Genomic DNA, 13,074 nt, shown 5'->3' with positions numbered 1-13,074 from the left:
GGAGCGAGCTTGCTCGCGATAGCGGCGGGTCAGTCGACATGGATTTAACAGACAGACCGCCATCGCGAGCAAGCTCGCTCCCACAGGGTAGGGGCTGTGGCAGAAGGCATAAAAAAACGCCGCCCATCTCACGATGGGCGGCGTTCTTCATTGCGTTGCAACGTTAGGCTTGAACGACCGGGATGTTGGCGTTCGCAGCAGCTTCACGGAACTCGGCGATCTGGTCGAAGGACAGGTAGCGGTAGACATCGGCAGCCATGCTGTCGATCTTGCCAGCGTATTCCATGTACTCCTCGACGGTCGGCAGGCGACCCAGGATGGAAGCCACGGACGCAAGCTCAGCCGAAGCCAGGTAGACGTTCGCGCCGTCACCCAGACGGTTCGGGAAGTTACGGGTCGAAGTCGACACGACAGTCGAGTTCGGCTCTACACGTGCCTGGTTACCCATGCACAGCGAGCAGCCTGGCATTTCCATGCGCGCGCCGGCCTTGCCGTAGATGCCGTAGTAGCCTTCTTCGGTCAGCTGGTGAGCGTCCATCTTGGTCGGCGGCGACAGCCACAGACGGGTTGGCAACTGACCCTTGACCTGTTCCAGCAACTTGCCGGCAGCGCGGAAGTGACCGATGTTGGTCATGCACGAACCGATGAACACTTCGTCGATCTTCTCGCCAGCAACGCTGGAGAGCAGGCGAGCGTCGTCCGGGTCGTTCGGCGCGCAGAGCACAGGCTCCTTGATGTCGGCCAGGTCGATCTCGATGATTTCAGCGTATTCAGCGTCTTTGTCCGCTTGCAGCAGCTCAGGGTTGGCCAGCCAGGCTTCCATCGCTTGAGCGCGACGTTCCAGAGTACGTGCATCGCCGTAGCCTTCGCCGATCATCCAGCGCAGCAGGGTGATGTTGGACTGCAGGTATTCGGCAATCGACTCTTTGGACAGCTGGATGGTGCAACCGGCAGCCGAACGTTCAGCCGAGGCGTCAGACAGTTCGAACGCTTGCTCGACGGTCAGTTTAGGCAGACCTTCGATCTCCAGGATGCGACCGGAGAAGGCGTTCTTCTTGCCTTTCTTCTCTACGGTCAGCAGGCCAGCCTGGATCGCGTAGTAAGGAATGGCGTGAACCAGGTCACGCAGGGTGACGCCTGGCTGCAGTTCGCCTTTGAAGCGAACCAGGATCGACTCAGGCATGTCCAGCGGCATGACGCCGGTGGCTGCGGCGAACGCGACCAGGCCGGAACCGGCCGGGAACGAGATGCCGATCGGGAAACGGGTGTGGGAGTCACCACCGGTACCGACGGTGTCCGGCAGCAGCATGCGGTTCAGCCACGAGTGGATGATGCCGTCGCCCGGACGCAGGGAAACGCCGCCGCGGGTCATGATGAAGTCAGGCAGGGTGTGGTGGGTGGTCACGTCGATCGGCTTTGGATAGGCCGCGGTGTGGCAGAAGGACTGCATCACCAGATCGGTCGAGAAGCCCAGGCACGCCAGGTCTTTCAGTTCGTCACGGGTCATCGGACCTGTGGTGTCCTGGGAGCCGACGGTGGTCATCTTCGGTTCGCAGTAGGTGCCCGGACGAACGCCGGTCACGCCGCAAGCCTTGCCGACCATTTTCTGCGCCAGGGTGAAACCCTTGGTGCTTTCAGCCGGTGCTTCAGGCTTCTTGAACAGGGTCGAAGGTGGCAGACCCAGCTCGGTGCGAGCCTTCTCGGTCAGGCCACGGCCGATGATCAGCGGAATACGGCCGCCAGCGCGAACTTCGTCCAACAGCACCGGGGTCTTCATTTCGAAGGTGGTCAGGACTTCGTCGGTGCCGTGCTTGCAGACTTTGCCAGCATGCGGGTACAGGTCGATCACGTCGCCCATGTGCATGTTGGATACGTCGAACTCGATTGGCAGTGCGCCGGCATCTTCCATGGTGTTGTAGAAGATCGGAGCGATCTTGCTGCCGAAGCAGAAACCGCCGGCACGCTTGTTCGGCACGTAGGGAACGTCGTCGCCGAAGAACCACAGTACGGAGTTGGTCGCCGATTTACGCGACGAACCGGTACCGACCACGTCGCCGACGTAGGCGATAGGGAAACCTTGACCGCGCATTTCTTCGATCTGCTTCATCGGACCGGTGACGCCTTGTGCGTCAGGCACGATGCCGTCGCGAGCCATTTTCAGCATGGCCAGGGCGTGCAGCGGGATGTCCGGACGGGACCAGGCATCAGGGGCAGGGGACAGGTCGTCGGTGTTGGTCTCGCCGGTGACCTTGAACACGCGCAGGCTGATCTTGTCGGCCAGGGTCGGGCGCTTCACGAACCACTCGCCGTCAGCCCAGGATTGCAGCACGCCTTGGGCGTGAACGTTACCGTTCTTGGCTTTTTCAGCGACGTCGTGGAAGGCGTCGAACATCAGCAGGGTGTGCTTGAGTTCTTTGGCAGCTACTGGCGCCAGTTCGGCGTCGTCCAGCAGGTTTACCAGAGTCACGATGTTGTAGCCGCCCTGCATGGTGCCGAGCAGTTCAACAGCGCGCTTCTTGTCGATCAGGGGGGATTTGGCTTCGCCTTTGGCGATGGCGGACAGGAAGCCGGCCTTGACATAGGCTGCTTCGTCCACTCCAGGCGGAACGCGATTGGTGATCAGGTCAACGAGGAATGCTTCTTCGCCAGCCGGGGGATTTTTCAGCAGCTCGACCAGGCCTGCAGTTTGTTCGGCGTTTAGCGGCTGGGGAACGATACCCAGTGCTGCGCGCTCTTCGATATGTTTGCGGTAGGCTTCAAGCACAGTTATTACCCTCATCAGTGGTCCCAAATGGGTGTCCGGGACGCTCATCCCGAAATTGCCGTACTCATGCGCAGCATGGCGTTGTGAGCCACTTAGCCAGAATTACCGACAATTCCTTACAGAAGCTGCTTTCAAAGTTTTACGCCTGCAGAACGGGAGCTGATGAGGGTTGGCGTTGGGCTTTTCCCCGCTGGAAAAACCCCTCGCCAACACCGCTCTGAAGGAACGACTGTGCTCGTGACGCTTTGAAAACAGCTTCTAACGGACATTGGCGCCTAAAAAGGCAGGCTGATTCTACGGCAAAAAAAAATTAAAGGTAAGTCAGTGTTTATTGGACTTTGGTGGAGGCGGCCGGCAAACCCCGATTCACCCAAGGCCCTGAACGTTGAGGGGTGATCAATGGCCGACAAAGGGCTAACATGCCGGCCTGTTCTGCTTTTTCGCGTTTTGCCTATCTATGCCCAATCAGACCATCAAGACGCCATGCGTCGGCCTTTGCTCCACTGTCTACGGTGACCTGGTGTGCCGTGGCTGCAAGCGTTTCCACCACGAAGTGATCCACTGGAACGGTTACAACGAGGAGGAAAAGCGCGCGGTATGGCTGCGCCTGGAGCAGTTGCTGTCCCAGGTGATGGCCGCCAAGGTGGAGATTTTCGACCCGGCGCTGCTGCGAATGCAGCTGGAGCAACGCAAGATCCGCTTCGTGCCCCATCAGTCGGAATACTGCTGGGCCTACCAGTTGATCGCCCGGGGCGCACGGGTGATCAACAACCTGGAAGCCTACGGGATGGTGCTGCTGCCGGAGTTTCGCGACTGGAATCTGCCGGAATTGCGCGATGCCATCGATCGGGAATTTTTCCTGCTCTCCGAGGCCCATTACCAGCGCTACATTGCGCCGGGTTTCCTCAAAGACGCCTTTGGCGCCTAAAAGCATCGCGAGCAAGCTCGCTCCCACATTGGACCTGTGTCGTTCACAAATCCCCTGTGGGAGCGGGCTTGCCCGCGATGGCGATTTACCAGACGGCACAGATCTCAATGCTTGCCGGCAATTTCCTCAAGATGATCCGCCACTTCCATCGGCTTGAGCACCAGCACATCGCTCTCGACCGCATCCAGCACCACTTCCGCCGTATTACCGATCAACACCCCTGACAACCCGCTACGCGCCACGGTGCCGATCACCGTCACTGCCGCCTGCAGCTTGTGCGCCATGAACGGAATCAGCACATCCGCCGGGCCTTCCTCGATGTGCAGGTGTTCATCGTCAATGTCGAATTCAGCCTGGAACGACTTGCATTGCTCGCGGTAGCGCGCCTGGATGGTTTCGCTGAGTTGAAACGTCGGGTCGGCTGACGACAGCATCGGCGACGGGTGGGCGCTGATCACGTGCAAGTGGGCCTTGGCCAGGGTTGCGATGTCATAGCCATGATCGATGATGGTGTTGTGCAGATGGCGATGTTCGCCGTCAGCGTTGCCCACGTCGACGGCCGCCAGGATCACTTTGTCTTTCCATGAACCAGCGGTTTTCACCAGCAGTACCGGGGAAGGGCATTGGCGCAGCAATTTCCAGTCCTCGGGTGTCAGCAGGGCCCTTTTCAGTGCGCTGTCGGGAAAGTGTTGCTTGATCACCAGGCCGCAACCTTCCGCCTGCTGCACATCGACGATGGTTTCGTGCAGGCTCTGATTCCAGGCCTGCTCGGTGGTGACGGTGTAGCCGTCCGCAAGTAACGCGGCCTTGAGCACACCCAGCATGGCGCTGTGATCATGCTTGGGATCGCACACCAGCAGATGCAACTGCGCCTGGGTCACACCGGCGATCAACTTCGCCCGTTTGAGCGCCAGGCTTTCGGAGTGTTCGGGGTCGATGACCACCAGAATGCTGCGTACGGCTTGCATGAGCGCGATCTCCTGACAATAAAAAAGCACGGCGTTGCACAACTATAGTTGCTGTCTGCGATTCGGGGACTTGATGCATATCAACGGTTGGCGACTGGTGGTCTGCGGGCAGGCCGGTATAATCGGCGCCCTTCGTTTGAACCTATTTGTCCGTGAGCCCCATGATCCTTCCCGAAATTCACGAGTTCCTTGGCTGCCGCACCCCCGACGGCTGGATCCAGGCCGCGCTGGCCGATCAGGAAACCCTGCTGATCGACCACAAGAACTGCGAATTCAAGGCTGCCAGCACCGCGTTGAGCCTGATCGCCAAGTATCACTCCCACGTCGACCTGATCAACATGATGTCGCGCCTGGCCCGGGAAGAGCTGGTGCACCACGAACAGGTCATGCGCCTGATGAAGCGCCGCAAGATCGAACTGCGCCAGCTGTCCGCCGGGCGTTACGCGTCGGGGCTGCGCAAGGTGGTACGCAGTCACGAGCCGGTGAAACTGGTGGACACATTGGTGGTGGGGGCATTCATCGAGGCCCGCAGTTGCGAGCGTTTCGAAGCGCTGGTACCGCATCTGGACGAAGAACTGGGCAAGTTTTACTTCGGTCTGCTCAAGAGCGAGGCCCGGCATTTCCAGGGTTACCTGAAACTGGCCTGTCAGTACGGCGACGCCAGGGACATCGCCCTGGTGATCGACAAGGTCCGCGCCGCCGAGCAGGAACTGATCGAGTCGCCGGACGTGGAGTTCCGTTTTCATAGTGGTGTGCCGGTAGCGGCGTAATCCCGCACCACCCAGTCATGAACGGCTCAAACCCAGTCGTTCATGCCATTGCGCGATGGACTCTTCGGGGTACAGATCGAACTGTAGATCTCCGGGCTGCGCCTCGACTTCCACCCATGATGCCTTTGAACCCAGCATCAGGTGCGTGTGCTCTGGCGGCACCGGCAGCGGGGTGTCGATCGCCGAGGCGAAGGGGTGAATCAACTCGGGCCATTCAGGGCTGAACAACCACAGACCCGAGCCGCACACCGAACAGAAATGCCGCTCGGCGGTGCTGCTGTGGGCGCGTTTGTCGCCTTCTTCCTTGAGTCGCGCATGGTAAATCGCGATGTGTTTGCGTCCGCGAACCTTGAGGCTGGCGGCATCGCCCCCGAGGTTGATCGCAAAGCCGCCCCCGCCCTGGGTCTTGCGACAGATCGAGCAATAGCAGCGTTGATAGGGGTAGGGGTGGGCACTGGTCAGGCTGAATGACACCGCACCGCAATGGCAGGAGCCTTCGAGTTGCATGCTGGTCTCCGTTGGTAGAGTGATCCCGTTCAGCCTAGAAGATATGCAGTGATGGTGCCGACGCCTTCGCGAGCAAGTCGAATCGTCGCACCGCCGCTCCCGCATTAGAATGCATTCCCCTGTGGGAGCTGGCTTGCCTGCGATGAACGATAACGCGGTCCCACTGGACGCCCACCAACTGCCGAGTCAGCATGTCCCCCTCGAAACCGGGACATGACCTGATGCGACGATTACCTTCCCTGGCAGCCCTGCGAACCTTCGAATGCGCTGCCCGTCATGCCCATTTCGGCCGGGCGGCGGCCGAGTTGTGTGTCACCGACAGCGCGGTCAGCCACCAGATTCGCCAGCTCGAAGAGCAGCTCGGTGTATCGCTGTTCGTGCGCGAGGGCCGGCAGATTCGCCCGACCCTGGCCGCCGGGCGCCTGATGCAGAGTTTGCAACAGGCCTTCGAGTTGATTGGCGATGCCTGCGACGAGCTGCGCGATCCCTCATCCCTGGCGGTGTTGCGTCTGGCGGTCACCGCCGAGCTGGCGCAAAAGTGGCTGATGAGTCGTCTCACGGATTTCTACGCGCGTTACCCGCACATCACCTTGCATCTGTACGAACAACCGATCGACGCCACGGCGCCCGGGGAAGACATCGACCTGGCGATCACCTACGGCACAGGCCCCGTGGACAGCACCGCGTATTTCGTCCGGCCGCTGCCGGCATTGCAGTTCTTTCCGGTGTGCAGTCCCGGCCTGTTCAACCAGGGCACGCTGAAAACCCCGAAGGATCTGGCTCGCCATTGCCTGCTACACGACGACCAGGACGGCAAGACCTGGACCGCGTGGCTCACCAGCCATGCCGGCGACCAACGCCCGGACCGCCAGTTGTATTTCGCCCATGCGGGGCTTGCGCTGGAGGCCGCGGCGCAAGGGCAGGGCGTGGCCATGGGCGACAACCTGACGGCCCAGGAGGATTTGCTCAGCGGTCGGCTGGTCCGCCCGTTTACGTCGAGCATGACCGCCCTGGGCCAATACGCGCTGGTGTGTGAACGGGTGCGGCTGGAACGTCCGGCGGTGGCGCAGATGCTGGAGTGGTTCAACGATCAGTTGCTAGATTGATGAGTTGAATTCAAGTGTTCCGAAATAATCATCGTTGGCGAGCCAGTCATCAACGCCCTTAGCCTGTGGTCATTCCAATCCCCGCTGAAGAGGTTTGACCATGGCCCGCTTGCTTGACACCATTCCCAAACAGGACGGTTTCCGTCTGCCCGGCGAATTCGAAGCCAAGTCCGGTTGCTGGCTGGGCTGGCCGGAGCGCACTGACGTCTGGCGCAACGGTGCCAAGCCTGCGCAGAAAGTCTGGGTACAGATCGTTACTGCCATTTCCATGAGCGAGCCAGTCACTGTGTGCGCGTCGGCGGCACAGTTCGCCACCGCGCGCCGCCAGTTGCCACCGCAAGTGCGTGTGGTGGAAATGACTTGCAACGACACCTGGTTCCGCGACAGCGGCCCGTGTTTTGTGGTCAATGATCAGAGTGGCGAAGTGCGCGGCGTCGATTTCGAATTCAACGCCTATGGCGGGCTCGACGGCGGCTTGTACTACCCGTGGGACAAGGACGACCAGATCGCCAGCAAAATCCTCGAAATCGAACGCTTCGACCGCTATCGCGCGCCGTTGATCGCCGAAATGGGTGGCATCCAGAGCGACGGCCAGGGCAGCATCCTCACTACCGAGCAATGCCTGCTCAACCGCAACCGCAACCAGCATCTGGGCAAGGACGAAGTCACCCGCCGTCTGACCGACTACCTCGGCGCCGAGCAGGTGATCTGGCTGCCCCGGGGCTGCAAGTTCGACGAAACCGATGGCCACGTCGACGACCTCGCGTGTTTCGTGCGTCCTGGTGAAGTGGTGCTGCAATGGACCGACAACCGTGACGACCCGCAGTGGGAAATCTATCAGGAGGCCTACGACATTCTGCGCAGCACCCGCGACAGCCGTGGCCGCGAATTGATCGTGCACAAGCTGCCGCAGCCGGATGTGCTGGAGTGGACGGCCGAAGAAGCCGAGGGGCTGGATCAGCAGGACAGCACCCATACCCGCCAGGCCGGGACGAAAATCTGTGCGTCTTACATCAATTACTACGCCGGCAACAGTGCCATCGTGGTGCCGCTGTTTGGTGATCGCAACGACACAGTGGCGCTGGCGACCCTGGCCGAATTGTTCCCGAAGCACAGCGTCGTCGGCATCGAAAACTCCCGGGAAATCCTCCTCGGTGGCGGCAACGTCGCATGCATCACCATGCCGCAGTACGCCGCCACTACTTCCAGCAAAAAGGGAGCGTAACCATGGGCCTGCACAAACTGACTCAAGCAATACTGCTGGTGCTTGCACCCCTGTGTGTGCAGGCCGCCGACAGCGCCAGGCCGGTGGTCAACCTGTACATCTGGGGTGAATACCTGGCCCCGGACACCTTGAAGAATTTTGAAGCGAAAACCGGCATCCATGTGGTGGCCGACCACTTCGATTCCCTGGAAACCGTCGAGACCAAGCTGCTGACCGGCCGCAGTGGCTACGACCTGGTATTGACGGCGGGGCAGCATCTGTCCCGGGCCATCGAGAGTGGCGCGGTGCAGATGGTCGACAAGCAGCAACTGCCGCACTTTGCCGGCGTCGGCGAGGAGTTCCGTCAGCACATGGCGGTGTTCGATCCGGGCAACCGCTATGCCGGGATCTACGCCTGGGGCACCACAGGCGTGGGTTATCAGGAACAGGCCGTGAAACAGCGCCTGCCCGACGCGCCGACCGACAGTTGGGCGATGCTGTTCGACCCGGCCGTGGTCTCGAAATTCGCCGATTGCGGGGTCAGCCTGCTCAACGATCCCAACGAAGTGTTCGCCGCAGTCATGAAATACATGGGGCTGGACATCAACCGCCAGAGCCTCGATGACCTGAAACTGGCCGAGCAGCAACTGGCGAAGATTCGGCCGTACATTCGTTACTTCGACAACGACCTGAACATCAGCGACCTGGCCAACGGCAATACCTGCGTGGCGATGTCGTGGAACGGCAACGTGGGCATCGCGGCGGGCCAGGCCGAGGTGGCGGGCAAACCGTATTCGCTTAAGTACCGGATTCCGCAGGAGGGTACGCTAATCTGGTTCGATGCCATGGTCATTCCCAAGGATGCGCCGCATCCGAAGGCCGGCCTGGCATTGATGGACTATTTGATGACCCCGGAAGTGATTGCGCCGATCACCGACACTATCCATTACGCCAATGCGATCACGGCGGCGGACGGTTTGGTCGACCCGGCGATTCGCAACGATCCGGGGACGTATCCGACAGCTGCGGTCAGGGCTTCGCTGTACAGCAAGAATGACAATGGCAAGGCGTTCAACCGGGCGCTGATCCGGGCGTTCAGTCGGTTGAAGTCGGGGTTGTGATTGGTTTTGGATGATGAGGTGCCGCTACTGACGTCATCGCGAGCAAGCTCGCTCCCACAGGTTTTGTGTCTGCCAAAGATTTTATTTACACAGAAGTCCATGTGGGAGCGAGCTTGCTCGCGATGAACGAAAACGCGGTCTACCGGTTGGGCACCCGCCACAAATACCACGAGGCCACAGTCCGGTAAGGGCTCCACGCCAATCCGATCTCGATCATCTGCTTGCGCGTCGGCTGCACCTCCAGGCCCTTGAGCCGTCGATAACCCTCACGCACGCCAAAGTCATCGGCCGGCAGGATATCCGGCCGTTCCAGGCTGTAGATCAGCAGCATCTCCACGGTCCAGCGGCCCACACCGCGCAACGTGATCAGGCGTTCGATCAGCGCTTCATCGTCCATGGCCAGCGCCGTGGCGTAATCCGGTACCACGCCGTCCAGCGACGCCTGGGCGATACCCTGGATGGTCGCGATCTTGCTCGCGGAAAAGCCGCAACTGCGCAATTGGTCGAAATCTGCCGCGACAATCTGTTCAGGCCTGGGAAACGAACCCGAACCGAACAGCGCCAGCAGCCGACCGACAATCGCATCGCCGGCCTTGGCATGCAGTTGCTGATAGGCAATCGCCCGCACCAGTGACTCATACGGATCACGCGCCGCATGCGGCTGGTGCAGACACGGACCGATGGCGTCGATGTGGCGGCGCCAGTCGTCATCGATGGCGGCCAGGAACTCACTGGCCGCCCGATAGCCGTCAGACATGGGCTCAGGCTTTCCCGGACGGTTTCAACAGGGCGTTCACTTCGCCATAGGTCAAGGCCTTCAGGTCGTGGCTATCGAACTTGCCGGTTTGCAGAAAACTTTTGACGATGCCAGCCATGGCGCCGTAGAGGAACTCGGCGATGCCTGAACCGGCGGTCAGACGCCGTACGCCAAGTGCTTCAAGCGCTTCGGGCGACGGCAGGCCCGGGAAGCCGAGCACATTCAGCGGCAGCGAGGTGCCTTGGCACAGCGCCTTGATCTCGTACTCGGCGGTAACGCCCGCCGTAAACAGGCCATTGGCCCCGGCTGCTTGATACAGCGCGGCGCGCCTGAGAGTTTCCGCGACGCGATCTTCGGCAGGCACCAGACCCCGCAGGTAGACATCGGTGCGCGCATTGATAAACAGGTTCACGTTACGGCGCTCGGCCACCTGGCGGGCGGTTTCAATCTTGCGTACCAACAACTCCGGCGGTGAGGAACCGTCTTCGATATTGATCCCGACGGCGCCCGCGGCGATGACCGCATCAACTACTTGGGCCACCCGTTCCAGGTCATCGGAGTAACCGGCCTCGATGTCCACGGTCAGCGGCACCGAAATGACCCGGGCAATCGACTCGACGGTCGAGACCAGGCGCTCAAGGGGCAGGGTGTTGCCGTCCGGGTAGCCATGCACCCAGGCCACCGCCGCGCTGCTGGTGGCCACGGCCTTGTTGCCCAGTTGCTCCACCAGCCGCGCCCCAGCGGCATCGGCGACGTTGGTGAGGATCAGCAAACCCTCGTGATGCAGTTGGTGCAGTTGATTGTCGAGCCTGTCCATCGAGCTTCCTTCCTTATGAAAAAGACGTTGGGGATCAGAGCGCCAGTTGCTCCGTGAGCTGCACCGCCGCGTTCTCCAGCCTGAGCAAAAACGCCTTGCGCGGCTGGCCTCCAGCGTAGCCGGTCAACGAGCCGTCGGCGCCGATCACGCGGTGGCACGGCACGACAATCGATAAGCGGTTATGCCCGTTGGCCAGGCCCACTGCGCGGCTGGCACCGGGCTTGCCCAGCCTCGCCGCGATGGCGCCGTAGGTGGTGGTCCGGCCGTAAGGGATCTTCGCCAGTTCGGCCCAGACCCGACGGGAGAACTCGCTGCCGGGCATGTGCAAGGCCACGCTGAACTCGGTGAGCGTGCCGGCAAAATACGCGGGCAATTGCGCTTCGATCTGCTGCAAATGCGCGTTGTGACCCGGCGCCACGGCATAACCGAAACGGTTTTGCAGCGCCTCGACCGCCGGGTTCAGCGAGGCCTGGTCGAGAAACTCCAGCAGCACCAGTCCACGCCGTTCGGCCATGGCGATCATCGGTCCCAGCGGTGTGGTCAGGCGTGTGAACAGCAGCGGCTCGCTATTGGCCGCGCGGCCCGGGGTGATGTGAAACGACTTCTGGAAAGCGTCGCGAAAACCGCTCAGGGACTCGTAACCGGAATCGAAAGCAACGTCGTCGATGGAGTCGCCCTGTTTGATCCCGCCCAGCGCCATGCCCAGACGCCGGGCGCGCAGCCACGCGTGGAAGGTCATGCCGAAATGCTGCTTGAACCAGCGGCGCAATTTCAGCGGTTCGATGCCTTCGGCCAGCAGATGGGCGTCGCTCCAGCGCTGTTCCGGGTCGCTGTCTACCGATGTAAACAGTTTCTGCACCCAGTCCGGCGCGCTGGCGGCGGTGTCCATCGGCTTGCAGCGCAGGCAGGCGCGATAGCCCGCCGCCAGACATTGTTCTGCGTTGGCAAAGAACTCGACATTCTCAGGCTTAGGGCTGCGGGCGGTGCAACCGGGGCGGCAGAAGATGCCTGTGGTCTTGACCGCCGTGAAGAACACCCCCTCGTAGGAAGTGTCTCGTTCAAGCATGGCGCGAACCATCTCGGCACGGGGCGGAAGCAGCGTTTTTTGTAGGTTCATGGGCGCAGCATAGATCGCGTCACGGGTGGCCTCCACCGGAAAATCGACAGCGAATTTCGGACCGGAAGGCAATCGACCACAAATAAAAATCCCTCAGGCACGACGAGCCATTAGCAGCACCGAAGCCGCAGCTGCACAGGAACAGGTCACGCTATGGGATTGATGGTCTACACTCGTGCCGCTTGATAACTCAAGCTCCTTACTTTCATACCCGCCTTGTGCGGGTTTTTTTTGGAAAAATTCCATGATCCCCAGGTTTCGCATCGTCGCCAATGGCGCCGACATCACGGCTTTGATCAATGATCGGCTGATCCAGCTGCGCACCCTGGACAAGCCCGGGATGGAGTCCGATGAGTTCGAGTTGCGCATCAGTACCTCGATTTTGGTTGACTGACTTCCTCGGGGCGTGAAGCTGCCGATCATTTGTGTTTATAAAATCAGGTAGTGATTCACTTTTCCCCTGGATCAAAGCCAATACAGGATGGCAATGGACCACAACCAGCCGATGCTGAGGGTGATCGTGAGGTAGATCACCACAAGCATCAGAGGCTGATTCCACATGACACACCTCCCATAACCGCTGCTTTTACGTTGGTGCCTGGTAAATTGGGAGCTCGTATGAGCAATAGAGCAATAATCAGGCCATTTGAGTGAAAGACGCTTGGCCGCAAGCCTTGGACCTTTAACTCTGCGTTCCAGGCTACTTCCTCCAGGCGAAAGCCGACCCTAAATCTCCCCCCCAAAAATGGGCTTCCCCACGTGTGGGGGTGCATCCGTCCCGATGCCACAGCATCCGCGCTGCTCCTGGATCGGCGGACACTTCATCGAGCCAAACGAGCAGAACACACAGCAGTCACCGGGATTTGGGCGTAACAGAGTCCTGCAATTGCCACATTCATAGAAAAACTGACAGGCATCTGTGGGCATGGCTTCCTGCTTGGCGAAACTGCAATGTGGGCAGGTCAACACGGATTCGAGGATGATGGCTCTCATGGCGGCCTCATTTGCTCATTTG

General features: G+C 60.5%; 12 protein-coding genes and 1 pseudogene. 6 read left to right on the top strand and 7 right to left on the bottom strand.

Features of this window, described 5'->3' with window-relative positions:
* Nucleotides 1-163 precede the first annotated feature (163 nt).
* Complete coding sequence (gene acnB / locus AC1DRN_RS26055; RefSeq protein ID WP_108215913.1) at nucleotides 164-2,764, bottom strand: bifunctional aconitate hydratase 2/2-methylisocitrate dehydratase; 2,601 nt, start codon at nucleotides 2,762-2,764, stop codon at nucleotides 164-166.
* Between the two features lie 457 nt (nucleotides 2,765-3,221).
* Here acnB and AC1DRN_RS26050 point away from each other — a divergent pair, with 457 nt between their 5' ends.
* Nucleotides 3,222-3,692 (top strand): DUF1289 domain-containing protein, encoded by a 471-nt coding sequence (locus AC1DRN_RS26050; RefSeq protein WP_034148841.1) that lies wholly within the window; start codon nucleotides 3,222-3,224, stop codon nucleotides 3,690-3,692.
* 104 nt (nucleotides 3,693-3,796) lie between these two features.
* Here the strand turns inward: AC1DRN_RS26050 and AC1DRN_RS26045 are convergent, their stop codons facing one another.
* Nucleotides 3,797-4,660: a universal stress protein gene (locus tag AC1DRN_RS26045; RefSeq protein ID WP_223461863.1), complete on the bottom strand. Its 864-nt coding sequence runs from the start codon at nucleotides 4,658-4,660 to the stop codon at nucleotides 3,797-3,799.
* 161 nt (nucleotides 4,661-4,821) lie between these two features.
* Here AC1DRN_RS26045 and AC1DRN_RS26040 point away from each other — a divergent pair, with 161 nt between their 5' ends.
* A complete protein-coding gene (locus tag AC1DRN_RS26040; RefSeq protein WP_223461861.1) occupies nucleotides 4,822-5,430 on the top strand; it encodes a MiaE family protein in 609 nt (202 codons plus the stop codon).
* 15 nt (nucleotides 5,431-5,445) lie between these two features.
* On the opposite strand, the gene AC1DRN_RS26035 is transcribed toward AC1DRN_RS26040, so the two are convergent.
* A complete protein-coding gene (locus AC1DRN_RS26035; protein ID WP_223461858.1) occupies nucleotides 5,446-5,937 on the bottom strand; it encodes a GFA family protein in 492 nt (163 codons plus the stop codon).
* A 221-nt stretch (nucleotides 5,938-6,158) separates the two neighbouring features.
* Between AC1DRN_RS26035 and AC1DRN_RS26030 the strand changes: the two genes are divergently transcribed.
* The 3 genes from AC1DRN_RS26030 (at nucleotide 6,159) to AC1DRN_RS26020 (ending at nucleotide 9,368) form a co-directional block, all read left to right on the top strand.
* Entirely contained in the window at nucleotides 6,159-7,043 is an 885-nt protein-coding gene (locus tag AC1DRN_RS26030; protein WP_008017542.1) for a LysR substrate-binding domain-containing protein, read from the top strand.
* A gap of 100 nt (nucleotides 7,044-7,143) precedes the next feature.
* Nucleotides 7,144-8,268 (top strand): agmatine deiminase, encoded by a 1,125-nt coding sequence (gene aguA / locus AC1DRN_RS26025; protein WP_223461856.1) that lies wholly within the window; start codon nucleotides 7,144-7,146, stop codon nucleotides 8,266-8,268.
* Nucleotides 8,269-8,270: 2 nt separating this feature from the next.
* Nucleotides 8,271-9,368: an extracellular solute-binding protein gene (locus AC1DRN_RS26020; RefSeq protein WP_223461854.1), complete on the top strand. Its 1,098-nt coding sequence runs from the start codon at nucleotides 8,271-8,273 to the stop codon at nucleotides 9,366-9,368.
* 139 nt (nucleotides 9,369-9,507) lie between these two features.
* Here AC1DRN_RS26020 and AC1DRN_RS26015 read toward each other — a convergent pair whose 3' ends face one another.
* The 3 genes from AC1DRN_RS26015 to AC1DRN_RS26005 are packed head-to-tail and all read right to left on the bottom strand — an operon-like array spanning nucleotide 9,508 to nucleotide 12,059.
* The gene (locus AC1DRN_RS26015; protein ID WP_223461852.1) at nucleotides 9,508-10,125 is read right to left on the bottom strand and encodes a DNA-3-methyladenine glycosylase family protein; all 618 of its coding nucleotides are present in this window, start codon (nucleotides 10,123-10,125) and stop codon (nucleotides 9,508-9,510) included.
* Nucleotides 10,126-10,129: 4 nt separating this feature from the next.
* Entirely contained in the window at nucleotides 10,130-10,942 is an 813-nt protein-coding gene (locus tag AC1DRN_RS26010) for an isocitrate lyase/PEP mutase family protein (protein ID WP_223461850.1), read from the bottom strand.
* A 34-nt stretch (nucleotides 10,943-10,976) separates the two neighbouring features.
* Nucleotides 10,977-12,059, bottom strand: a complete 1,083-nt coding sequence (locus tag AC1DRN_RS26005) for a bifunctional transcriptional activator/DNA repair enzyme AdaA (protein WP_223461848.1) — start codon at nucleotides 12,057-12,059, stop codon at nucleotides 10,977-10,979.
* Between the two features lie 244 nt (nucleotides 12,060-12,303).
* Here AC1DRN_RS26005 and AC1DRN_RS26000 point away from each other — a divergent pair.
* Nucleotides 12,304-12,429 (top strand): annotated as a pseudogene (locus AC1DRN_RS26000) (phage late control D family protein); the annotation flags it as partial.
* Between the two features lie 356 nt (nucleotides 12,430-12,785).
* Here AC1DRN_RS26000 and AC1DRN_RS25995 read toward each other — a convergent pair.
* Complete coding sequence (locus AC1DRN_RS25995; protein WP_223461846.1) at nucleotides 12,786-13,052, bottom strand: GDCCVxC domain-containing (seleno)protein; 267 nt, start codon at nucleotides 13,050-13,052, stop codon at nucleotides 12,786-12,788.
* Nucleotides 13,053-13,074: the final 22 nt, after the last annotated feature.

This window comes from Pseudomonas sp. P5_B3, assembly GCF_056400405.1.
This window is presented reverse-complemented; position numbering and strand designations above follow the sequence as displayed.